A 23,623-nucleotide genomic window follows, 5' to 3' on the forward strand; every position below is an offset into this window, starting at 1 on the left:
AATGTGAAGTGTAAGACGCTTCTTAAATTAAAGCAGAAGAACTCATTTAAAGGTTCTTCTGCTTAGCTCTAAATCTACGAACCTTCATTAAATTTCCACAAGAGTCACAGCACCATCTCTTAGTATGATTTTTACTCCTATCGTAAAAAATGAATTTACATTCAGGATTTTCACAAATTTTTATATTATTTAACTGAGTATCAAGCAGTAATTCTGCAAAGGATAATGCTATTTCGCTTATGATATAATCCCAGCTATAGTTCATGGGCTTAGTGACTAATTTAAGCTTATGATCCTCATTCTCTATAGATCTAAAAACTGGATACAATGAAAGATAAATGTTTAGTTTATCTAAAAGTTCTTTTGATATATTTTTATGTTCCTTCCATTCGTTAAAAATATTAATTAATAAAGTTCGTAAATCCACAAGTTGATTAACTTGGTAAGAGGAAGGCATTTCTAAATTATTGAACCCCCATTTAGTAAGAAATTTATCTATCCAGTATTTGGTACCAAGGGGCTCTATAGAGTCATGAGAAACATACCATTGGCTATTGATTAAATCAAAACAAATAAAATCCATGACGTGTAACCTCCAAAAATCATTATTGACAATTACAATATAGGGTGATATATTCAAATTATAGTATAGTAACTATTAAAATTCAATATTAAGGGTTACTGAAAATGGAGGGGTTTTATGGAAATAAAAGTGGTTGGTATTCCTAGCTTTGCAGGAGCTTTATACTCTGGAACAGAGGCAGCGCCTGAAGCCATGCGAAAAGCAGGCTTAATAGAGTTGCTGAAAGAAGAAGGTATAGAGGTAAAAGATTTAGGAGACATTGCAGTACCTAGCTACATGCCAAGGCACAATATAGCACCTATTCGAAATTGGCCTGCACCTAGGATTGTCTGGGAAGAAATATGTAAATCCTCTTATCAGTGGTTTGGTAAAGAAGAATTTATTTTAATATTAGGCGGAGATTGCAGTATTGTTGCAGGAACTGTAAATGCATTGTATAGCCTATATGGAGATAAAACACATTTAATAGCCATTGATGGACATCTAGACACGGTAAAGCCTTCAGTGGACAAGTCTATTGGAGCCGCTGCTATGGGTTTATGGTTTCTTACTAATGAAAATATGTTTTTTAATAAACCAAGTGAATTCCATGGTAGAAATATAAGAGTAGTAGGACATCATCAAGAGGGAGAAGTTATAAAAGATATGCCTCTATATTCTCTTGATTATATTGGTAAGAAAGGTATAAAGAATGCAGCTGAAGAAATTTTAGCGTCTCTTCCTTCTGATGCCAAGGTAATAATACACTTAGACTTGGATGTTCTTTATAAGGAAGAACTTTATGCAGTTTATTCACCTAGTGATAAGGGAATGAAGATTAAAGAGTTAGAACTGCTTTTGGCTACTATTATTTCTGATAGTAGAGTGGTAGGATTAGAAGTTACTGAATTTTCAGCTATAAAAGATTTAGAAGGAAATGAGGCTTATAAGGTAACTAAGTTATTAGCTGAGGCTTTAAAAGCGAAGTATAAATTTGTTTAACAACCCAGTTTATGGAAAAACACTAGTCAGATGTATAATACGCTGACTAGTTATTTTTTTTAAGATGTGTTAATCAAGGAATTAAATCTTGCACTATAAGGCAAAATAAAAGAAAAAACAAAGGAGTAGATTTAATGGGAAATGAAGGTAGTGTAAGAGTTATTCCTTTAGGCGGACTTGGAGAAATAGGAAAGAATATAACAGCCATTGAATATAAAGATGAAATCATTGTTATAGACTGTGGAGTATCCTTTCCAGAGGAAGAGATGTATGGTGTGGATTTAGTAATTCCTGATATAAGCTATCTATTAGATAATAAGGATAAGGTAAAAGGTATTTTTATAACTCATGGACATGAAGATCATATAGGTTCATTACCCTATGTGTTAAAACAATTAAATGTACCGCTTTACGGCACCAGATTAAGCTTAGGAATAGTTGAAAATAAATTGAAAGAGCATAATATGCTGTCAGATTGTAAGCTTAATGGTGTAGAAGCTGGAGATGTGATAGAAATAGAGAATTTAAAAATTGAGTTTATAAGAAATACTCATAGTATATCGGATTCCTGCTGTCTGGCTATTCATACACCAGTAGGGGTACTTTTTCACACAGGGGATTTTAAAATAGACTACACTCCTATAGATGGGCTAGTAATGGATTTAGAGCGCATCTCTAGTCTAGGTAAACAAGGTGTGCTGCTACTTATGGCTGATAGTACCAACGTAGAACGCCCTGGTCATACTATTTCAGAAAAAGCTATAGGAGAGACCTTAACTAGGATCTTTTCTACAGCTCCAGGTAGGGTTATTGTAGCAACCTTTGCTTCAAATATAGCAAGAATGCAGCAGATAGTAAATTCTTCTGTGAAGTATGGGAGGAAGGTAGTATTTAGTGGAAGAAGTATGGAAAACATATCTCAGGTAGCCATGGATTTAGGATATCTTCATATACCTGAAGGACAGATTATAAGTGTAGATGAAATGGGTAATTACAATAATGAACAGATAACCATAATAACCACTGGAAGTCAAGGAGAGCCTATGTCTGCACTATCTAGAATAGCCTTTTCCACTCATAGAAAAATTAAGGTTGAGCCAAAGGACTTGTTTATTATTTCTGCATCTCCTATTCCTGGAAATGGAAAGATGATATCTAGAGTAATTAACCAGTTATTTAAAAAGGGTGTAGATGTAATCTATGAAGCTTTAGAAGAAGTGCATGTATCGGGTCACGCCTATCAAGAAGAGTTAAAACTAATCCATACATTAGTGCATCCTAAATATTTTATGCCTGTTCATGGTGAATATAGACATTTGAAGCATCATGCTGATTTGGCACATAAATTAGGCATGGATGAGGATAAGATTTTCACCTTAGATACTGGAGATGTTTTAGAGATATCAAGCAGCGAGGCTAGAATATCTGAAAGAGTCCGCACGGGAGCTGTGTTTGTAGATGGCCTTGGAGTGGGAGATGTAGGTAATATAGTGCTTAGAGATAGAAGGCACCTAGCTCAAGATGGTATGCTCACTATAGTTGTTACTATAGAAAAAGAATCTCATAGTATCATAGCAGGTCCAGATATAATCACCAGAGGTTTTGTGTATGCAAAGGAATCTCAGGCTTTGATTAATGAAATAAAGGAAATTACAAAGAAAGAGTTAGAGGATTGCTTAGAAAATAAAATCCTTGAAATCTATGTATTAAAGGCTAGTATAAAAAAATCTCTGGAGAAGTTTTTATATGAAAAAATAAAAAGAACGCCAAGTATTCTTCCTATAATCATGGAAATATAATTTTAACAATAGAGAAGTTCCCTACTTAAGGCATTGTAAAAAATAGCTAGTCAAATATACGAGTAGACTGACTAGTTATTTTTTTATGATGCCTAATTCTTTAAGTAGGGAATTTTGCAATTATAATAGCTTTATTTTAATATAGAAGATATAATATATTGATGAAAAACTAAAAATCAATAAGAATCAAAGGTGGTACTAAATGAGAAATTTAAAAATGGTAATAGAATATGATGGAACTAGATATAAGGGATGGCAAAAGCAAAATCATAAGGATAGCAGTGTTTCTACTATACAGGATAAAATAGAAAATGTATTATCTAAAATGACAGGAGAAAATATTCAGCTAATAGGCTGTGGAAGAACGGATTCAGGGGTACATGCTGAAAACTATATAGCAAATTTTCATACTGATTGTGACTTAAGCATAGATACCATGCTTAATTATCTATATGAATTTTTACCTGAAGATATAGTAGTAAAATCCATGAAGGATACTAGTGAGAGATTTCACGCAAGATATAATGTAAAGTCAAAGACCTATGTGTATAGAATAAACAATAGCAAATTTAGGAATGTGTTTAACAGAAAGTTTGTCTATCATACAGATGAGAACCTTAACTTAAATGAAATGAGAAGGGCAGCAGAGGTTTTAATAGGAACTCATGACTTTCAGAGCTTTACTAGTTTAAAACCTAACACTAAATCTACTCTTAGAACTATTAACTACATAGAAATAAAAGAAAATCAGGATATGATAGAAATAGAGGTAAATGGAAATGGATTCTTATTAAATATGGTAAGGATCATTGTAGGAACCCTTTTAGAAGTAGGTAAAGGCGAGCTTAGTCCTTTAGGTGTAGAAAAAATATTAAACCAAAAGAAAAGATCTGAGGCGGGACCTATAGCTCAGGCAAAGGGTTTATGCTTAAAAAGTATTGAATATTAGAATACAGTAAAAAATAATAATTAACATAAAACATGCAAAAACCTAATGCTATTGTCTATATAGCACTAGGTTTTTTAATTTTAAGAAGCTTTATCAATATTCTTATTTAGTTCACTATAGATACCGCCAAGCTGTAGCAGCTCTTTATGAGTACCTCTTTCTTCTATACCTTTATCGGTCAATACCATTATTTCATCGGCATTTTTTATGGTTGAAAGCCTATGAGCTACCACTATAGTGGTTCTTCCTTTAGATAGCTTTTCTAGAGATTTTTGAATTAAGTATTCTGTAGCATTATCTAGAGCTGAGGTAGCCTCGTCCAATATTAAAATTGGAGGATTTTTTAAAAATACTCTAGCTATAGAAAGTCTCTGTTTCTGTCCACCAGATAATTTAATTCCTCTTTCTCCTATATAAGTGTCATAGCCCTTTGGCTGACTAAGTATAAACTCATGTATATTAGCAAGCTTTGCCGCTTTAATTACCTCTTCTTCAGAGGCATCCGGATTACCATATAGTATATTGTCTCTTATGGTACCAGTAAATAAGAATACATCCTGTTGAACTACCCCAATGTTACGTCTTAAGGATTCTATGGTAACATCATAGATGCTTTTCCCATCTACGGATATATCTCCTGAGTCTAAGGTATAGAACCTCGGAATCAGATTACAAAGAGTTGTCTTTCCTCCGCCGGAAGGACCAACTAAGGCTAAGGTTTTTCCAGCTTCCAGATTAAAGCTTAAGTTATCTAGGATATGAGTATTTTCATCATATTTAAAGCTTACATTTTTAAATTCAATTTGTCCTTTAACGCTGCCTAAATCTATGGCGCCCTCTTTATCTATTTCAGGCTCTGCTTCCATAAGTTCAAGGTATCTAGTAAAACCTGTAATTCCAGATTGGTATTGCTCTATAAAAGAAATTAATCTTTTAATTGGTGCCATGAACATTTTTATATACAAAAGATAAGCAGCAAAGTCACCGAAGTTTATATATTTTTTATAAACAAAATATCCACCAGCGCTTAAAACTATAAGATCTAGAATATCTATGAAGAAGTTCATGCCGGAAGAATAGTCCGCCATAGATTTATAAGCATCTTGTCTTGCAGATACGAAATCCGTATTTCCTTCTTCAAATTTTTCGTTTTCATACTCTTTATTTGTAAAAGCTTTTGAAACTCTTATACCAGCTATGCTATTTTCTAGGTTGGCATTAAGCTCTCCAACTTTAACTCTTGTTTTCATAAAAGCTTTTTCCATGGCTACTTTCTTCTTCATGGAGAAGAATACAAGTACAGGAATGAAAGCAAAAGCAATGAGAGTTAGAGGAACATTTATTGAGCATAGTAATATAAAAGAACCTATTATCATTATACCTGATATAAACAAGTCTTCCGGCCCATGGTGAGCTAATTCAGATATTTCCATAAGGTCATTTATTATTCTTGACATTATAACCCCTGTTTTATTTTCGTCAAAAAATGAAAAAGGAAGCTTTTGCAGGTGATTAAATATCTTTTTTCTCATATCAGCCTGCATTCTAACTCCAACAACATGTCCCCAATATTGAATGAAGTGATTTAAGAAATATTTAAGCACATATATGCCGAATAAGGCCACAGCCCACACAAACAGCAATCTCATCTTACCGTTTGGAATTATATCATTTATGATTTCTCTTGTGACCATGGGATAAAATAGATCACATAACGCTACTACAAAGGCCGCCAGAAGATCTAAAGAAAATAGCTTCATATGGGGTTTATAGTAGGAAATAAATTTTTTTAACATCCCAATCCCTACCTTTCCTTTTCTGTAAATTATAATATAATATTTTATCATAAATTATGAATTAATATAATATACAGAATAAGTTTCTGTGCCTTAAAAGTTTACTTTTCAAAAGGATTTATAAAGCTTTTGAAGAATATTAACTTACATAGTAAATATTGGGGAGGAGAACATGGAGGGAAAATATTATTTAAAAGCATTGGATTCCATAGTTTCTATGCTTAAAATAGCTGTACTTGCTGTTGATAAAGAATTAAAAATAGTAATCTTTAATGGTGAAGCAGAAAAAATATTAAATATAGATAAAGAGCAGGTTATAGGGAAAAGTGTTTTAGATATAATTGAAAACAGCGATTTGCCCAACGTAATAAACCATGGGAAAGTAAAAAAAGATGAAATAATACATATAAAGGGCAAAAGCATCATGACCCATAGGATTCCTATAAAGGACAATGAAGATATAATAGGGGCTATGGCTTTATTTCAGGACATATCTGAAAATATTCGGCTATCTCAGGAATTAGACCAAGAAAAAAAACATACCTCTGAGCTAAGCAACATATTAGAAAGCATTTATGAAGGGGTTATAACAGTAGATAAAAAAGGCCTTGTAACTTATATAAGCAAACCTTATGCAAACTTTTTAGGAGTAGATGAAGAAAAATCAGTAGGAAAGCATGTTACAGAAGTAATAGAAAATACTAGAATGCATATAGTGGCTGAAACAGGATTAGAGGAAATCTGTGACATTCAAAAGGTAAAGGATGGGTATATGATTGCTTCAAGATATCCTATAAAAGAGCAGGGAAAGGTTGTAGGGGCTGTAGGGAAGGTTATATTTAGGAACCTAGGAGAGTTTGATATACTGTATAAAAAAATTAATAATATGGAAAAAACCTTAGAGTTATATAAAGGTGAAATAAAGCATATAAACAAGGCAAAATATTGCTTTGATAGCATTCTTGGCAGTAGTACAAAAATTAAAGAAACTAAGAAGTATGCCATGAAGGCTGCTAGTACAGACTCTAATGTCTTACTCATGGGTGAAAGCGGCACAGGAAAAGAGTTGTTTGCCCATGCTATACATAATAACAGTAAAAGGAGAAAAGCTCCTTTTATAAAGGTGAATTGTGCGGCTATACCTGGTAATCTGTTAGAGTCCGAGCTTTTTGGTTATGAGGAAGGAGCCTTTACAGGGGCCAAAAAGGGTGGGAAACTAGGAAAGTTTGAGCTGGCGGATGGAGGAACTATATTTCTTGATGAGATAGGGGATATGCCTTATTATATGCAGGCAAAAATTTTAAGAGTTATACAAGAAAGAGAAATAGAAAGATTAGGTGGAAGTAATTGCAGAAATATAAATGTAAGGGTAATTGCCGCTACCAATAAGGATTTAGTAGATATGGTGGCAAAGGGGAAGTTTAGACAAGACTTATATTATAGATTGAATGTATTAAATATAAATATACCTCCTCTAAGAGAAAGAAGAGAAGATATTAAAGAATTAAGCTTTCACTTTTTAGAAAAATATTCTATAAACTATGGAAAGTATATAGATGATATTTCACAGGAAGCTCTTAACTGCTTATATAATTATGAATGGAGAGGAAATATAAGGGAGCTTTCTAATATAATAGAAAGGGCTGTAAATGTAGCAGAGTTTGGGGGAGAGATTGCAGTTAACCATTTACCTCATAATATATCGGAAAAAGAATTAATTATTAACAATAAGAGCTTACAACAGATATTAGAAGAGGCGGAGAAAAAAGCAATCTTAGAAAGCTTAAAGATATCTAAAGGAAATAGAAGCAAGGCAGCAAGGCTACTCAGAATAAGCAGAACTACCTTCTACGAAAAGCTAGAAAAATTTGATTTATTAAAAAATGAGGTAGAAAAGTAAAAAATATTTTTTACTTTATATATTTATTATAAGTAAACATTTAATATTAACTGTTTTTGTAAGCATAATCGTACAAGAGTTACACTGCTTACGATTACTGTAAGGAAAAGCTGACAACTTCATAAAATGTATAAGAAAAATTGTAAGTAAATCCGTACAATAAGGTCATTGAAATGTATAATTCAATGACTTTTTTTGCTTTTTCTTAACAAATAATCAAGGGTTTAATAACTTTTTTATTATTTTATATGGCATGGACATTGCTATATAAAATAATGTAAACATTTACAGATAATTATTCTTATAAAAAGGAGGAGTATTTATGGACAAGAGAAAGATAATGTCAGCAGCAGAAGCCCTTGCTTTAGTAAAAGATGGTTCTGTAGTAGCTACTGGTGGTTTTATAGGAAGTGCTCATCCAGAAGAATTGAGTATTGCTTTAGAGAAAAGATTCTTAGAAACTGGAAAACCAGTTAATTTAACTTTAGTATATGCAGCGGGACAAGGCGACAGCAAGGAAAGAGGATTAAATCATCTAGGTCATGAAGGGTTAGTAAAAAGAGTAATAGGTGGACATTGGGGATTAGCACCTAAGCTTCAAAAGTTAGCTATAGAGAACAAAATAGAAGCTTATAACCTGCCACAAGGTGTTATTTCTCATTTATTTAGAGATATTGCTTCTAAAAAACCGGGAAATATTACTCATGTTGGTTTGAAGACCTTCGTAGATCCAAGGGTAGATGGAGGGAAAATAAATGAAGTAACAAAGGAGGATATAGTAGAGCTTATAGAGATAAAAGGAAAAGAATATTTATTTTATAAGACTTTCCCTATAGATGTAGCTTTAATAAGAGTAACTTATGCAGATGAATTTGGAAATGCTACTTTAGAAAAAGAAGCAGTTACCCTTGATACTCTATCTATGGCTCAAGCTGCTAAAAATTCTGGAGGTATAGTGATTATACAAGCAGAAAAGGTGGTAAAGAGCGGAACTCTTGATCCTAGAATGGTGAAGTTACCTGGAATTTTGGTAGATGCTATAGTGGTATCTAAACCAGAAAATCATATGCAAACCTTTGGAGAGCAATTCAACGCAGCTTATACTGGAGCTATAAAAGTGCCAGTAAATAGCTTAGATAAGATGGAATTAGATGAAAGAAAGATCATAGCAAGAAGAGCAGCTATGGAGTTAATTCCAGATGCCATAACTAATCTAGGTATAGGAATGCCAGAAGGAGTGGCTTTTGTCGCTAATGAAGAAGGACTAGGAGATAGTATGCATCTTACCATTGAGTCAGGACCAATAAAGGGTATTCCTGCAGGAGGCTTGAGCTTTGGAGCTGCTATAAACCCCGAATGTATTGTGGATCAAGGCTACCAATTTGATTTTTACGATGGTGGTGGATTAGATGTAGCTTTCTTAGGACTAGCTCAATGTGATAAAGAGGGAAATGTAAATGTTAGTAAGTTTGGTCCTAAGATAGCAGGTTGTGGAGGATTTATTAACATAACTCAAAATGCTCAAAAGGTTGTATATTGCGGTACCTTTACCGCAGGACAATTAAAGATAAAGGTAGAAGAAGGAAAATTAGTAATTGAACAAGAAGGAAAATCTAAAAAGTTTATGGAAAAAGTAGAGCAAATTACCTTTAGTGGTGAATATGCAAATGAAATTGGTCAAAAGGTTTTATATATTACAGAAAGAGCTGTTTTTGAACTCACAGAGGATGGATTGTTATTAACAGAGATTGCTCCAGGAGTGGATATTGAAACTCAAATATTATCTCAAATGGATTTTAAACCATTAGTGGCTGAAAATCTAAAGGAAATGGACAGCAGAATCTTTAATGAGGAACCCATGAATTTAAAATTCCAATAAATTTATTAAATTATAAGGAGGAGAGAAAATGGGTGTTTTAGGTATCATATTATCATTGGCATTATTAATGTATCTTGCTTATAGAGGCGTAACCGTATTATTGTTAGCACCTATATTAGCATTAGTAGCTGCAATATTTGCAGGAGGTACACCACTTTTACCAACTTACTCAGAAGTATTTATGAGTAATGTGGCTAACTATTTAAGACAATACTTTCCAGTATTCTTACTTGGAGCAATCTTTGGTAAGATCATGGAGGACACAGGTAGTGCTAAATCTATAGCTCATTATATAGCAAATAAATTAGGTAAACAAAGAGCTATAATGGCAGTAGTTTTAGCTTGTGCTATATTGACTTATGGTGGAGTTTCTTTATTCGTTGTTGCTTTTGCAGTATACCCTGTAGCAGCTCATTTATTTAGAGAAGCCGGTATTCCAAAAAGACTTATACCTGGAACTATAGCACTTGGTTCTTTTACTTTTACTATGACTGCTATACCAGGAACACCACAAATACAAAATGCTATCCCGATGCCTTTCTTTGGAACCAATGCTTATGCAGCACCTATACTAGGTACTGTAGCTGGACTTATGATGTTTGGGCTAGGAGTTCTATGGCTAAATTACAGAGCTAGAAAGGCTATGGCCGCTGGAGAAGGTTATGGTGAGCATAAAGAAGATATAAAGAAATTTGATGATTCAAAGCTTCCGAGCTTTATAGTAGCATTAGTACCTATATTACTTGTATTAGTTTTAAACTATGTTCTTTCAAAATACTATTTCCCAGGAATGAAAGCAGATTACTTGACTAAGGCACCTTATAATACTTCCCTATCTAAGGTAGCGGGAATATGGAGCTTAATTATATCCTTAGTGGCTGCGATCATATTAGCTATAGTAATAAACATAAAGAGATTTACAGATTTAAAAGACAGCGTTAATAAAGGTGTATTCGGATCCATGCTTCCAATATTAAATACTGCATCAGAAGTAGGATATGGCAATGTTATTGCTTCCTTAGCTTCCTTTGTAGTAGTTAAAGAGTTCATAATGGGTATATCTTCAAATCCATTAGTTTCAGAAGCTATTTCTGTTAATATACTTGCAGGTATAACTGGTTCTGCTTCAGGTGGGATGAGTATAGCACTAGGGGCATTAGGTAAGACCTATATGGATATGGCAACACAAATGGGAATCAATCCAGAGGCTCTACACAGAATAGCTACTATAGCCTGCGGAGGGTTAGATTCATTACCACATAATGGAGCTGTTATAACTTTACTTGGAATTACAGGAATGACTCATAAAGAATCTTATTTAGATATAGGAATGGTATCAGTAGTTATTCCAATAGCTTCATTGATAGTAGCATTAATTCTTGCTAGCTTTGGAATAGCGTAGGAGGATAATATGAAAGGAAAAACTATAAAAGAAATAAACCTTGGAGATAAGGCTTCTTTTGAAAAAACCATAGGGGAAAGTGATGTGTATCTTTTTGCTGGTATCACAGGAGATTTAAATCCTGCTCACATTAATCAAAAAGAGGCAGAACAAGGCATGTTTAAAGAACGTATAGCCCATGGTATATTGGTATCTGGCTTCATATCTACAGTACTAGGTATGTATTTGCCAGGGCCAGGCACTATATATATGGGGCAAGAGCTTAAGTTTTTAGCTCCAGTTAAAATTGGAGATACCATAAAGGCAGAGGCAGAAGTAATTGAAATAGTTGAGGAAAAGAATAGAATAAGGCTTAAGACACAATGTATAAATCAGCATGGAAAAGTAGTTATTGATGGAGTAGCTACAGTAATGCCGCCTAAATAAGTTGGTTCTTTAGAGGATTTATTATAAAACTGCTAGGGTTCATTATGTGAACTCTAGTAGTTTTTTGTAATTAGCCATTTACTTTTTGTCACCCTAAAACCTCAAGACTTAAATGGACTTTTTATAAATTAACAACTATAATCTTATTATAGAGTTAAAATGAGTAAATGTTTCAGAATATTCACAAAATATCTTTTGGAAAGAAGGGTGATAGAACAATGAAAATATTTCAAGTGGATGCTTTTACAGATAAAGCTTTTTCAGGTAATCCAGCGGCGGTATGTATACTAGATGAGCAAAAAGAAAATCAGTGGATGCAAAATGTGGCAAGAGAGATGAATTTATCTGAAACGGCCTTTTTAATAAAGGAGCAAGAGGGATATAACCTCAGATGGTTTACTCCAGAAACAGAGGTAGAACTATGCGGTCATGCTACCTTGGCCAGTGCCCATATATTATGGGAAAATGGCCATGTTTCTTTAGATAAAGAAATTACTTTTTATACTAAAAGTGGTGAGCTAAGAGCTAATTTAAAAACAGGATGGATTGAACTGGACTTTCCAAGAGAAGAGGCTAGGGAAATAGAAGCTCCTAAAGAACTTATTGAAGCCCTTAAAGTGAAACCTATATTTGTTGGAAAAAATAGATTCGATTATTTAGTAGAAGTAGGTTCTGAAGAAGAATTAAGATCCCTAGAGCCAGATTTCTCAATACTTTCTAAGCTTCCATCAAGAGGAGTGCTGGTAACCGTGGCTTCAAAACACATGGAATATGATTTTATTTCAAGATGCTTTTTTCCAGCCATAGGCATCAATGAAGATGCAGTAACAGGCTCTGCTCATTGCTGTCTTGGACCATATTGGGGAGAAAAACTAAAAAAACCGGAACTTTTTGCTTTTCAAGCTTCCAAAAGAAGGGGGACTTTAAGAGTAAAGTTAGAAGGGGATAGGGTATTTTTAGGTGGCAAGGTAGTTACAGTTTTTTGTGGGAATTTACTAGAATAGCCTTTTTAATGCACAATGCACAGAGCACAATTCACAATGAAGAGAATTTGTAAAGTTTGGCTAATGCTTAGCCAAGGCTTTTTTTAAAAGTGGAAAAGACAACTTAAAAATATGATATAAGACTTTTCGTAGAGTAACGGAGAAAAATATCTCATAATTGTGAACTGTGAATTCAAAAAGACGACTTTCGTCGTCTTTTTATTAAAAGGCCCAATTGCCATTTTTAAATATTTGAACTTCTTTACCTTCTTTTGTCATACCTAAAATGCTCAAATCAGAAGTACCTATCATAAAATCTACGTGAGCTAAAGAACTATTTGCTCCTGCTTTTTCAAGCTCTTCTTCACTCATGTTGTCTCCATCCTTTAAGCATAATGAGTATGCTCTGCCTATAGCAAAATGGCAAGAAGCATTTTCGTCATATAAGGTGTTGTAGAATATTATTCCTGAATTAGAAATTGGAGAATCATAAGGTACTAAAGCCACCTCTCCCAAGTAATGAGATCCCTCATCGGTTTCAATTAAGTGCTTTAAGGTGTCATAGCCTTGTTCTGCCTTGAAATCAACAATTCTTCCATCTTTAAAGGTTAACTCAAAATTATCTATTAAGTTACCTCCATAGTTTAATGGCTTAGAGCTAACAACCACTCCATTCACTCCTGTTTTCTTTGGCAGTGAGAAAACTTCTTCTGTAGGCATATTAGCAATAAACTCTACACCTTCAGAAGTATATTCTGCTCCACCAACCCAAAGATGATTTTCAGGAAGTTCCACTATTAAGTCAGTACCTTTAGAATTCTTAAAATGCAAAGCTTTAAAATTATTTGAATTTAAGAAATCCATTTTTTCTTTTAAATTATTCTTATGTATATTCCAAGCCTCTACAGGATCTTCCTTATCTACCCTAACAATTTTAAATATAGCCTCCCAAAGCTTTTCTATAGCTTCTTCTTGAGATACTCCAGAGAATACTTTACTTGACCATGCCGCTGTTGGAATAGATACTATAGACCAAGCGTTTTTATTGCTCATAAGTCTTTGATTGAATTCCTTTAGAGCTATCTGTCTAGCCTTTTGGAATCTAGCTATTCTCATTGGATCTACTTCCTTCATAAGCTCTGGGTCCGAAGCAGATATACTTAAGAAGGCAGCACCTTGTTTAGCATAATAAAGTTGGGATTCCTTTTGCCAGTCAGGGAATATATCAAAGATTTCATCTGAAGCCTTCATATACTTAACCTTCGCAGAAAGCTCATCATTCCAGTGAATTACAACTTCTTTAGCACCTTCTTCATAGGCCACCTCAGAAATCATTCTTGTAAAAGGCGCGCATTCGATAGGAGACATCACTACAAGAGTTTGATCCTTTTGAATGTTTATACCGGTTTTAACTGCTAACTTAGCATATTTTCTAAGTAAAGTTTCTTTATTATCCATAAGAACACTCCTTTATATAATATAGCTTTTATAAATAAGTTCTATATTTAAATATTACCTAATTTTATAAAAAAATAATATACTTTTTAACTAAATATTATATATTTTTAAAATATTATCTATTTAGCAATTTAAAATAAATAAGCATTTATAATGACAAGTCATAGGTTAAAATGTATAGTTTATGTATTAACTATTTTGTGAATTATATGGAAATGTTAATATAATATAAAGAATCATATTATTTGGAGAGTGAGGGATACATGTGGACATAACAGCATTGTATGACAGGGTAAATAAGACTTTAAAGCTATATATAATATCAATGATCATCATGTGTATAGGTATATTTAGCAGTGTAATGATTATAAAAGATTTAAAAGTGCTTGGGGCGGCATTAATCCTATGTTTATTAAGCATACCAGTATATTTTATTACAAAGAAAAAAGATCAATATAGAGCAATTACTCCCATAATGAACTCTATAGCTATTGGATTTTCTATAGGGGCCTTTTATATATATAAATCAATAAACTTAGAGTTAACATATATATTACTGACCTTTATAATTCTAGCAGCCTTACTAATTATTAGTGCTAACTTCACAAAATATTATGATTATAATAAATGGATATTTATAATTAGCTTTATTATTTGTGGAGGTATATTAATTTGGTGTTATATAAGCTGGAATAACAATATATTTCTATATAGTAATATTTTATTTTCAACTTTGTTATATATATCCTATCTAATAGCATTACTTATGGCTAAAATTACAAACTATGATTTGTGGTTTATTATAAGCATAAGTCATTATGGCGCCTTTGCTGTTATTTTTATTTTGGTCATAGCGCTAATTACTGACTCCGGTGATGGAATTTGTGAGATATTAGATTTTGATTTTAATTCTCAAAATAGAAAGAAAGCAAAAAAGGTATAGTTAATAATATAAACACTAGATACCTGGTATCTAGTGTTTATATTTCAGGTTGCTTACAAACCCCATCTTATTTTTAATAGGCTGGGGTTTGTAGCGTAAATTATATATATTAAGCTAGCAATTAAGTTATACATATGGAAACTAATACTCAATTTAGTTAGGGCTAACGCCCTAGCTATCTTTTTCATATTCTGAACAGCAGCTGTTAATAAACACTGCTCTAGAACTTTACGTAGACCGCGAAAACGAGCGTAGCGTAGTCCATGGATATTTTTTGAATCCGCAAAACTACGCTCAATGGTCTCTTTTATTCTCTTGTAACTTTGTTTTCCTTGATTTGTTCTCATAACTTCAACAGTTATATCTTTAGCTTCCTCCCAAACATGCCTTCTAATAACTCTTATTTGAGATTTAGGAGACAAGCATTTTTCACTTAAAGAACAGTAGCTACAGTTCCTAGCGTTGGATATATATTCTCTGTATCCCTGTCGAGTAGTGGTTTTATATTTTAAACACATATTGTTAGGGCAATAATATATATCTTCATCTTTATCATAGCGAAAGAAGGTTTTAGTATATATCCCTTTTGTATGTGGTCCTAATCTATATGCTACTGCTGGCTTAATATTTCTAGCTATTAGTTTCTTTAAAACTAAATTGGTAAAGTACCCTGCATCTAACCCAATAAAGTTTATATCAAAGCCAAACTTTTTCTTCTGAACATCTACGCGAGAAATTATAGGCTCTACATCATTAACATTTCCAGGAGTTACATGTACATCTGTAATTATATTTTCTCTGCTATCAACAGTTCTATGGTCAAGATAGAAAAAACCTTTTGGTTTATTGTCTCTAACCATATACCCACTTTCAGGATCTGTTTTGCTAACTTTTATAGATTTATTTTCTGGTATTTGGTCTTTTTTTTAGCGGAGTTTTACCATGAGCCTCTCTATCTTCATTTATATCTTTATCTAATTCCTCTAGGTATTCTTTTGGTTCTACTGTAACTTGCACTAATTCAAATTTGTTCTTATTGGCGTTAGCTTTTATATGGGTAGAGTCAGCATAAAGTATTTTTCCACTTACTAATCCATATTTTATAGCTTGGCGCACAATTTCATCAAATATTTGCTGATCTATATCGCTATCGCGAAAACGCCTTCTACGATTTTGACTAATAGTTGAAGCATTTGGTATAGGTTCAGTTAAAGAATAACCTAAGAACCATCTATAAGCTACATTAACTTCTATTTCTCTTACAAGCTGGCGCTCTGAGCGAATTCCATATAAGTATCCAATGAATAGCATTTTAAATAAAACTACTGGATCGATTGCTGGTCTTCCGTTATCTAAGCAATAAAGCTTATTTGCAATATTTCTTATGAACGAAAAGTCTATATATTTATCTATTTGTCTCAAAAGATGATCTTTAGGAACTAAGTTTTCTAGTATAACTACTTCAATTTCACCTTGCGAATTATTTCTTTCATTTATCATTGTATCTACCCCTACTATTATTTATTACTATAAATATAATTCGCTGTGAATATTAAAAATCCTTTTTGCTCAAAGAAAAAACTGCTGACAAAATATGTTTGTCAGCAGTCTGTAATATAAACACTAGATACCTGGTATCTAGTGTTTATATTTACGATTAAATAGCATAAGCTCTATTTATCTTTATCATCAAAGCCGTCCTTTGAGGGAGGGTTATCTGTTTTAGCCTTTATAGAAGGAAGCTTTAATTTTTTCTTTATAAATTTTCTTATTAATAAATATATTAATGCCCCTAAGAGAGCATAGGGTATAATGGCTATTACAGCCAATAAAAGATTCTTTAACATGGAATATAGTAAGGACACTGAATCCTTAAAGGTACTAACAATCTTGTCTCCATAGCCTTGAGGCTTATCCTTTAATGCTTTTAATTCTTGAACCTCTCTGATGGATATATCTACAGTAGCAAGCTCAATAAGATTATCCCATTTTTTTAAAGTGCCTGTGAGATTTTCTATTTGGTATCTTATTTCAGATAATCTTTTTTCTAATTCTATTATATCCTCGATTTTCTCACTCTTTTTAAGCAGAGTAAGAAGTCTTTCCTCTTGTATCTCTAAGGTTTTAAGTCTAGCTTCCGTATCAAAGTAATTTGAGGTGATATCATCTCCAGAAATCTTACTGTTTAATATAGTTCCATAAGGTTCTGAAGAGGCTAAGAAAGCTTTTAATTTGTCCTTAGGAATTCTTACTACAAAATGCGCAGTTCTATTTCCTTTGTAATCCCCTTCTGGACTTTTACCTCCAGTGATTTCTGAAGTTTGTATATATCCGCTTTCTTTGGTGACAGAATCAGTAATAAAGTTTACTGTTTTATCAAACTCTTTAGTTTCCATAACTAAATTAGCAGTTTGAATGATTTTTCTTACACCTTCAGCTTGTTTAGACTCTTCTTTAGTATTATTAGAAAGGTTATTATCGCTTTTGGTATTGGCTAAGTCCTGCTTACCTTTTATGGCAGTGTCATAACTGGGAGGTGCACCTTGCTCGGCTTTATTGCCAGAAGAAATGTTAGCACTTTTTTTACCACAGCCGCTAAAAACTAAAAAGGTAATACAAAGTAAAGGAAATAATACTTTAATAAAACTTTTTTTCATATTTAAGCCCCCTTAAAATCTATACTATGCATCTAAAGAAGAAATGATCTTTATATATCAATAGTACGATTATTCTGAAAAAAGGTATTATAAAAAAATACCAAGGTGTTATAAAAACCTTGGTATTTTTTGGTGGAGATAAGGGGATTCGAATTAAAAATAGATAGATTTTTAGAGTAAGAAAAGTAAGCTAAGATTTTTCTTGCTCTATTTTTTTATCATAAATTACTTAATAAATGTAGATAATAATCAAAGATAAGTATAGTAAGTGTTGATAATTATGAGGAAGCTAGGAGGAAGGAGCATGGCAAGAGGGAGTAAAAAAGCATCAAGAGGAATTTGGGGAGAAAAGGTAGAGGTTGCAGAGGCTATAACGAAAGAGGGGAGTATGTATTATCTAGTAGATGAGAATTACGAGTTTATTCCTGTGATAAAAGAATATCTAGATATGATACAAAGTAAAGCAACGAGAGAAGTATCGCCTAATACCATAAGAACGTATTGCTATTTATTGTGGTACTTCCAGGTATTCTTATATATGAATGATTTAACAGTTATAGATTTGGAAGGAAGACCTGAAGTGCTGGTTAAGTTCAAACAGTGGCTGAAGAATCCTTATAGATTTTATGAAAATATTGAAACTCTCGATAATACAGCATATTATCCCGAAGGCAGTAACCTTGGAGTAAGAACAATTAATGCAATAATAAATATGGTAAGTTCTCTGTACCTTTGGTTAAAAGCCACAAATCGTATAAAAGAAAACCCTGTGATTTATAGGAAGGTTGCAGTAGCATCCAGTATAATGGATAAAAATCCGCTTATTCACACAAAAGGAGGAAAGTCTATCCAAGTCAATACTTTAAAATCTAAAGTGCCTGTTACAATTTCTAAAATCATAGGAGAGAAAGAGTTTAAATTATTACTTCAAAGTGTTAAGAGCATTAGAGACAAAATCATACTTATAATCCTGAAAGAAGGGGGACTTAGAGCTGGAGAGTTGCTTGGTATAAGGCTTGAAGATATAGACTTTGCTGAACAAGGAATTTGGATAAGATTCAGATCAGATAATATTAACAATGCAAGAGCGAAGTGTGGCTACGGTAGGGATAGATTTGTACACCTACCTGCTGACTTAATGGTACTAATAGATCGTTATATCAGCAGTGAATGGATAGAAAGTAATCCAAATCATGATCTTTTATTTGTAGTAATAAACAGTAAAAAGGCTTTGGAAAATGGTAAGCCTATGAAGAAATCTACTTTGGATTCTATCTTTAAATATTATGGAAAAAGGCTTGGAATTAATATTCATCCTCATCAACTTAGGCATACACATGTTACTGAACTTGCTCAAGAATATATTAAAAGAGGTGAAAATATCAACTGGGAGTACATTTCAAAAAGATTAGGTCATGTTAATGTAACTACTACTATGGAAATATACGCTCACTTAACAAAGGAAGATTATAAGTATGAATATATAAGACTATATAAAAAAGAAAAAGTAAAGGGAGAATAACACAATGTATTTAGTTAAAGAAAGATCTGAAACTTTACTTGAGTCTAAATCCTCAAGTAATTATATAGAAGATATTATTAGTTTTCCATTAGGTAATATGGATACCTCATGGATGACTAAGGCACAGAAAAAAATATTTCAGGTTTTACAAGATCCTGCAAACAGAGAAAAAACCTATCTAGAGATAATCTCATTAGCAGGGTATAAGAACGATTGGTCTTGGTATCGGGCATTAAAGGATGAGAGATATGTTAATTTGTTGGAGAGTATAGGAGTTGAAACGAGGCTTAAAAATAAGCCATATCCTCCACATAGTGAAGTTGAATTTATTAAAAATCCAGAACAAAGACAAAGCTATTTAGAAAATGATTTATGGGATATGCGTAAACTTTTTGAGGAGTATCCCAGACAACCTGCAGCGAGTGAATTTATTGTAGATTTCCGTAAGATACAAAATCAGTTTATTAGAAATCAAGTTAAAAGATACTTTAAAAATATGCTTTCAAATTGGAAGCCAGCAACTTACAAATGGGCTTTAGGTAAGATTATGTACTTTTTCAAGACTATGCAGGAGCTTTTTCCAGAAGTAAATTCTCTTTTAGATTTAACAAGGGAAGAACATATTGAAAAAATAGTTTTTAATATGAATTGCAGTAATGATGCAAAAAAGGAATGCCTAACTTTGATGAGAAGCATGTTTAAGTACATAAGTGATAATAGATGGGATAAAAATTCTTCCATAGATAACTTAATTATAAGCCATGATATACCGAGAGGAAATGTTACCTTACCTAGACCAATAGAACCTCATGTTAAAAGGCAAATGGATGAGTATATTGAACATACTATTGTTCCCCTTTTAGAAGAAGATAAGGTTACGCCATTAATTCAACCACAGTATTGGGATATGATAATTGTAATAAGGTATACAGGAAGGAGATATGAGGATATTGTCCATTTATTAGCTGATAATAGTGGGGAAGATTGTTTGAGATATGATGCCGATGGTGATCCACAGCTATATATTGATCACCGTATTGGAAAAATACCTAAGGATTTAATTATACCTCTAGCACATCTTAATGATGTAACTTCCTATGGAAATATAGTTGAAAGAGCAATTAAGAGACAGAAACAAAGAGTAAGAAATCTTCCACCTGCGCCAGATGGGTATAAATATCTGTTTAGAGAGATTAAATTTGATAACAGGGGGCAGGGGCAAGGTAAAAAGTTAATAGACAAAGAGGGTAAAGATATTGTAGAAGTAATACCTTATATTAAGTTTCAAAAGAGAATATTACCTAATATTTGCAAGGGAATACCTTTAATAGATGGCGATGGTGCAATTTACAATATAACTCCGCATCAATTCAGGCATACCGCTGCAACAGAAATGATTGATGCGGGTATAGACATATATGCTGTAAAGGAATTTTTAGGACATTCTTCAGTAGCTATGACCGAACAGTATATTAAGGTTTATCAAGGTAGATTGAAGAAAGAATTTAAAGAAAAGCTCATGAAATCAGAAGCCGCAGATATAAAGGAAAATCTTCCAGAACCTCAAGAACTATATGATAACAAATGGGTTAAAAATAAAATCCTTGCAGTATTTGAACTTGGAGATGGCTGTTGTGAACATCCATATAAGATACCCTCATGCCCACATATGGCCTGCAAGACTTGTATTAAGAAAAAGATTTATCCAAGACACTTACAGGCAGTAAAAGAAACTATAGAATGTGAAACTGTACATAGAGATAATGCAGTTAAAATGGGACTTTATGAAAAAGCTGAAGAATTTGATAAAGTGGTTAAATTTTATACCATTGCCTTAGAAAAGATAACTAAGGGTGAAATATTTGATGCAGCTAAAGACTTTTATAAGTAGGAGGTATTTAAAATGGGAAATCCAAAGCCAAATACAAAAGGAATAGTTGAGTATAAAAAACGGGAGAGTGAGCAAAAGAAAAATGCAGTTCTCTCAGTACTAAATCAATTAATTGCTCTAAATAAACCAATAACAAAGCATGAAATTTGTAGGAGAGCAGCAGTAAGTAAAACTTTCTTATATTCATTTCAAGATGATTTGCTAAAGCCTATCAATGAGGCCATAATTCATCAGAATAATAAAATAAGGGTTGAAGCAGAAAACAAGAGAATTAGTGAAAAATCACAAAACGCATTAATTCAATCTATGAAGAGGAGAATTCGGAAGCTAGAAGAAGAAAATGTAAGATTAAAAGAAGAAAATGCTATTCTTTTGGGACATCTTGCTAGAAGGTAGGCTTTTTAAGCTCATAGTACATGAAATGAATATTAAATTAAGTATGATAGATATAGCATTTATACTATTAATGAGTAACCGCATTAAGTTTTAAGTATGCTTAGTGCGTTTTTTTATAAGCTATAACTTTTTTGAAGGAATTAAGATGTATTTGTAGAATAATGGTATTAAAGAGAATGAGTGGGTATAGTTATTATGTCTATAATCGGAAGTTGATGTAATTAAAAGTTAATTGTTTAATTCTTTAATATTTTAGAACGCTATACAGTGAATCAAACTGTAAATAAATATGATTTTCTTTTGGAGTAGTATAAAGGGGGAGATAGTGTTATGAGTGAAATAATAAATGAAGTCGAAAATATAATAGATCAATGGCTTGCTGACCAGCTAAATGAATTAATACCAAGAAATAAATATATCTATCATTGTAATTTAGCTTTTATAGATATTGTAATAGACCAAAAAGTATTATTTACACCGTTTGAAAAACACTACTTATTTTCATTGACATATAATACACATATTGCTCATTTGAAGTTAAAAGAAGAAGAGACCTTTAATTACGTATTTGATAGAGATTTATATGTTATAGCATTTAATATGATTTTAAAAGGCTTTCAATACTCAATGCTTTGTGATATTTTTCCGTTATTACACTCTAAAAAAGGAATTATGGAAGTTAATGGACAGAATATTACTTTTAAATTGAAGAATATACCTAAAAAGAACTTCAAGTATATTAATGATTATAGCATAAGAAAAGCATTAAGTTATACACTACAAATGGCTAATGGTAAATTAGAAAACTGTAATGATGAAGAAATAGCAATGAAACTTGCAGAAGTATATATGCATTTTTGGAGTGAGAATATGGTTTATGGTGATTATGAACCGTATTCACGTTTAGATTGGGGAGGAATAGGATTCTTTTTTATATTAGCTTCTATGCGTAGATTTAATAAGCTTTATAAAAAGGATTTTGATATTGTAGCTGTGGATTCACAAAAAATGATGATTTTATTATCGCCGAATGGAGTTAAAAACCTCAGAGAGTATGTTCCAGCAACTAATGATAAGCTTTTTAAAATGGCATTAGAAGATAATATTTACAGTCCTATTGAGAAAGGAAGCTTTCCAAAGCTAAATGTTTCAGAAGCGCCATTAAATAGAACAAAAGATGGTTTCATTTTTGCAAATCCGCTGGTGATACTATTTAATGACTCAGAAGAAACAAGATTCCTAAATTACTTACGAAAATGTGATAATGAAAGATATTTAAGAATAAAGGATAAAATAAAGGAACGTGTTATTCCTTTAATAATTGAAATGATGAAATATAAATTTCCTAAGGTAATAAGTATTCCTAACTTTCACGTTAAAATACCACTTCATAATAAAAATAAAAGGGAATGTGATTTGTTATTAATCGATGAAAATGGATTCGCACTATATCTTGAAATTAAACACTTTTATAATCCACAATCTTTTTGTGAAACTAAAAAGGTTGATGCCGAATTAACAAAAGCATTAAAGAAGATACCTGATCAACTTGAGGCAATTAGAGCAAATTGGCAAAATGTAAAAAGTGCATATAGTGTTAATACTGATTTAAAGGAGTTAAAGGGAGTAATAGTTTCTCATCACTATTTAGGTTATGACTTGGATATAGATATGAATACCCCTATTGTTAGTGCTTCAAATTTATATGAAAGTATTGCAGAGGCGAATAGTCTTCAGGAAGTATTTCTAGGCTGTAAGGAAATTGATGAGCTATACCCAAAAATAAAATTCCATAAAAGGGAACTTAGTTTTGATTTTGCAGGTTATAATTTCAATGTTGAAATTGAATGCTTAGATCCTCTATGTGAAATATCATTAATTAAATCATACAGGGAACAAATTTATAGGAATGTAACCTCAAATAAGCCAACAGAATTTAGTAATATTTCAGGTTTAGCTCAAGCTTATCTAGGGATTTGAATCAATTAATAAAAAAATCACATGAATTTTTGATAATATGGATATATTAGAATTTTTTTAGTTGGGGTGGCTCTACCT

General features: G+C 32.3%; 18 protein-coding genes. 13 read left to right on the forward strand and 5 right to left on the reverse strand.

Going from position 1 to position 23,623, the window contains the following annotated elements; all coding sequences use genetic code 11:
* Positions 1-46 precede the first annotated feature (46 nt).
* The gene (locus tag BN2665_RS20890; RefSeq protein WP_055669050.1) at positions 47-583 is read right to left on the reverse strand and encodes a CGNR zinc finger domain-containing protein; all 537 of its coding nucleotides are present in this window, start codon (positions 581-583) and stop codon (positions 47-49) included.
* Between the two features lie 117 nt (positions 584-700).
* On the opposite strand from BN2665_RS20890, the gene BN2665_RS20895 reads away from it, so the two are divergent.
* The 3 genes from BN2665_RS20895 (at position 701) to truA (ending at position 4,312) form a co-directional block, all read left to right on the forward strand.
* Positions 701-1,564 carry an arginase family protein gene (locus tag BN2665_RS20895; RefSeq protein ID WP_055669051.1) on the forward strand — a complete coding sequence of 288 codons (864 nt, stop codon included), beginning with the start codon at positions 701-703 and terminating at the stop codon, positions 1,562-1,564.
* A 134-nt stretch (positions 1,565-1,698) separates the two neighbouring features.
* Positions 1,699-3,363: a ribonuclease J gene (locus BN2665_RS20900; RefSeq protein ID WP_055669052.1), complete on the forward strand. Its 1,665-nt coding sequence runs from the start codon at positions 1,699-1,701 to the stop codon at positions 3,361-3,363.
* Positions 3,364-3,565: 202 nt separating this feature from the next.
* Entirely contained in the window at positions 3,566-4,312 is a 747-nt protein-coding gene (gene truA, locus BN2665_RS20905; RefSeq protein WP_074042376.1) for a tRNA pseudouridine(38-40) synthase TruA, read from the forward strand.
* Positions 4,313-4,392: 80 nt separating this feature from the next.
* Here truA and BN2665_RS20910 read toward each other — a convergent pair whose 3' ends face one another.
* Positions 4,393-6,108 carry an ABC transporter ATP-binding protein gene (locus tag BN2665_RS20910; RefSeq protein WP_055669053.1) on the reverse strand — a complete coding sequence of 572 codons (1,716 nt, stop codon included), beginning with the start codon at positions 6,106-6,108 and terminating at the stop codon, positions 4,393-4,395.
* Positions 6,109-6,280: 172 nt separating this feature from the next.
* Here BN2665_RS20910 and BN2665_RS20915 point away from each other — a divergent pair, with 172 nt between their 5' ends.
* From BN2665_RS20915 to BN2665_RS20935, 5 genes are all read left to right on the forward strand, one after another.
* Positions 6,281-8,008, forward strand: coding sequence for a sigma-54 interaction domain-containing protein (locus BN2665_RS20915; protein ID WP_055669054.1), 1,728 nt, complete (start codon positions 6,281-6,283; stop codon positions 8,006-8,008).
* A gap of 322 nt (positions 8,009-8,330) precedes the next feature.
* The gene (locus BN2665_RS20920) at positions 8,331-9,887 is read left to right on the forward strand and encodes an acyl CoA:acetate/3-ketoacid CoA transferase (RefSeq protein WP_055669055.1); all 1,557 of its coding nucleotides are present in this window, start codon (positions 8,331-8,333) and stop codon (positions 9,885-9,887) included.
* 28 nt (positions 9,888-9,915) lie between these two features.
* Positions 9,916-11,289: a GntP family permease gene (locus tag BN2665_RS20925; RefSeq protein WP_055669056.1), complete on the forward strand. Its 1,374-nt coding sequence runs from the start codon at positions 9,916-9,918 to the stop codon at positions 11,287-11,289.
* Positions 11,290-11,298: 9 nt separating this feature from the next.
* Positions 11,299-11,715 (forward strand): MaoC family dehydratase, encoded by a 417-nt coding sequence (locus BN2665_RS20930; protein WP_055669057.1) that lies wholly within the window; start codon positions 11,299-11,301, stop codon positions 11,713-11,715.
* A 218-nt stretch (positions 11,716-11,933) separates the two neighbouring features.
* The gene (locus BN2665_RS20935) at positions 11,934-12,719 is read left to right on the forward strand and encodes a PhzF family phenazine biosynthesis protein (RefSeq protein ID WP_055669058.1); all 786 of its coding nucleotides are present in this window, start codon (positions 11,934-11,936) and stop codon (positions 12,717-12,719) included.
* Between the two features lie 201 nt (positions 12,720-12,920).
* Here BN2665_RS20935 and BN2665_RS20940 read toward each other — a convergent pair whose 3' ends face one another.
* On the reverse strand, positions 12,921-14,156 hold the full coding sequence (locus tag BN2665_RS20940) for an aminopeptidase (protein WP_055669059.1): 1,236 nt from the start codon (positions 14,154-14,156) through the stop codon (positions 12,921-12,923).
* Between the two features lie 265 nt (positions 14,157-14,421).
* On the opposite strand from BN2665_RS20940, the gene BN2665_RS20945 reads away from it, so the two are divergent.
* Positions 14,422-15,099 carry a hypothetical protein gene (locus BN2665_RS20945; RefSeq protein WP_055669060.1) on the forward strand — a complete coding sequence of 226 codons (678 nt, stop codon included), beginning with the start codon at positions 14,422-14,424 and terminating at the stop codon, positions 15,097-15,099.
* 53 nt (positions 15,100-15,152) lie between these two features.
* Here BN2665_RS20945 and BN2665_RS26750 read toward each other — a convergent pair.
* A protein-coding gene (locus tag BN2665_RS26750; RefSeq protein WP_423229879.1) for an IS1182 family transposase occupies positions 15,153-16,599 on the reverse strand; the annotation gives its coding sequence in 2 pieces (ribosomal slippage) (positions 15,153-16,017 and positions 16,016-16,599; 1,449 coding nt in all).
* A 173-nt stretch (positions 16,600-16,772) separates the two neighbouring features.
* Positions 16,773-17,756 carry a DUF4349 domain-containing protein gene (locus BN2665_RS20955; protein WP_055669061.1) on the reverse strand — a complete coding sequence of 328 codons (984 nt, stop codon included), beginning with the start codon at positions 17,754-17,756 and terminating at the stop codon, positions 16,773-16,775.
* A gap of 304 nt (positions 17,757-18,060) precedes the next feature.
* Here BN2665_RS20955 and BN2665_RS20960 point away from each other — a divergent pair, with 304 nt between their 5' ends.
* From BN2665_RS20960 to BN2665_RS20975, 4 genes are all read left to right on the forward strand, one after another.
* Positions 18,061-19,278, forward strand: a complete 1,218-nt coding sequence (locus tag BN2665_RS20960; protein WP_055669062.1) for a tyrosine-type recombinase/integrase — start codon at positions 18,061-18,063, stop codon at positions 19,276-19,278.
* A 4-nt stretch (positions 19,279-19,282) separates the two neighbouring features.
* Complete coding sequence (locus tag BN2665_RS20965; protein ID WP_055669063.1) at positions 19,283-21,169, forward strand: tyrosine-type recombinase/integrase; 1,887 nt, start codon at positions 19,283-19,285, stop codon at positions 21,167-21,169.
* Positions 21,170-21,181: 12 nt separating this feature from the next.
* The gene (locus BN2665_RS20970; protein ID WP_055669064.1) at positions 21,182-21,565 is read left to right on the forward strand and encodes a DUF6262 family protein; all 384 of its coding nucleotides are present in this window, start codon (positions 21,182-21,184) and stop codon (positions 21,563-21,565) included.
* 330 nt (positions 21,566-21,895) lie between these two features.
* The gene (locus BN2665_RS20975) at positions 21,896-23,545 is read left to right on the forward strand and encodes a hypothetical protein (RefSeq protein ID WP_055669065.1); all 1,650 of its coding nucleotides are present in this window, start codon (positions 21,896-21,898) and stop codon (positions 23,543-23,545) included.
* Positions 23,546-23,623: the final 78 nt, after the last annotated feature.

Source organism: Desnuesiella massiliensis (assembly GCF_001403615.1).
GTDB lineage: Bacteria > Bacillota > Clostridia > Clostridiales > Clostridiaceae > Desnuesiella > Desnuesiella massiliensis.

Bases quoted from the DNA above. Each gene is read 5' to 3' on its own strand.
- BN2665_RS20955 (WP_055669061.1), bottom strand. From the start codon at position 17,756: ATGAAAAAAAGTTTTATTAAAGTATTATTTCCTTTACTTTGTATTACC.
- BN2665_RS20960 (WP_055669062.1), top strand. From the start codon at position 18,061: ATGGCAAGAGGGAGTAAAAAAGCATCAAGAGGAATTTGGGGAGAAAAG.
- BN2665_RS20895 (WP_055669051.1), top strand. From the start codon at position 701: ATGGAAATAAAAGTGGTTGGTATTCCTAGCTTTGCAGGAGCTTTATAC.
- BN2665_RS20930 (WP_055669057.1), top strand. From the start codon at position 11,299: ATGAAAGGAAAAACTATAAAAGAAATAAACCTTGGAGATAAGGCTTCT.
- BN2665_RS20910 (WP_055669053.1), bottom strand. From the start codon at position 6,108: ATGTTAAAAAAATTTATTTCCTACTATAAACCCCATATGAAGCTATTT.
- BN2665_RS20970 (WP_055669064.1), top strand. From the start codon at position 21,182: ATGGGAAATCCAAAGCCAAATACAAAAGGAATAGTTGAGTATAAAAAA.
- BN2665_RS20940 (WP_055669059.1), bottom strand. From the start codon at position 14,156: ATGGATAATAAAGAAACTTTACTTAGAAAATATGCTAAGTTAGCAGTT.
- BN2665_RS20965 (WP_055669063.1), top strand. From the start codon at position 19,283: ATGTATTTAGTTAAAGAAAGATCTGAAACTTTACTTGAGTCTAAATCC.
- BN2665_RS20925 (WP_055669056.1), top strand. From the start codon at position 9,916: ATGGGTGTTTTAGGTATCATATTATCATTGGCATTATTAATGTATCTT.
- BN2665_RS20915 (WP_055669054.1), top strand. From the start codon at position 6,281: ATGGAGGGAAAATATTATTTAAAAGCATTGGATTCCATAGTTTCTATG.
- BN2665_RS20935 (WP_055669058.1), top strand. From the start codon at position 11,934: ATGAAAATATTTCAAGTGGATGCTTTTACAGATAAAGCTTTTTCAGGT.
- BN2665_RS20890 (WP_055669050.1), bottom strand. From the start codon at position 583: ATGGATTTTATTTGTTTTGATTTAATCAATAGCCAATGGTATGTTTCT.
- BN2665_RS20920 (WP_055669055.1), top strand. From the start codon at position 8,331: ATGGACAAGAGAAAGATAATGTCAGCAGCAGAAGCCCTTGCTTTAGTA.
- BN2665_RS20975 (WP_055669065.1), top strand. From the start codon at position 21,896: ATGAGTGAAATAATAAATGAAGTCGAAAATATAATAGATCAATGGCTT.
- truA (WP_074042376.1), top strand. From the start codon at position 3,566: ATGAGAAATTTAAAAATGGTAATAGAATATGATGGAACTAGATATAAG.
- BN2665_RS20900 (WP_055669052.1), top strand. From the start codon at position 1,699: ATGGGAAATGAAGGTAGTGTAAGAGTTATTCCTTTAGGCGGACTTGGA.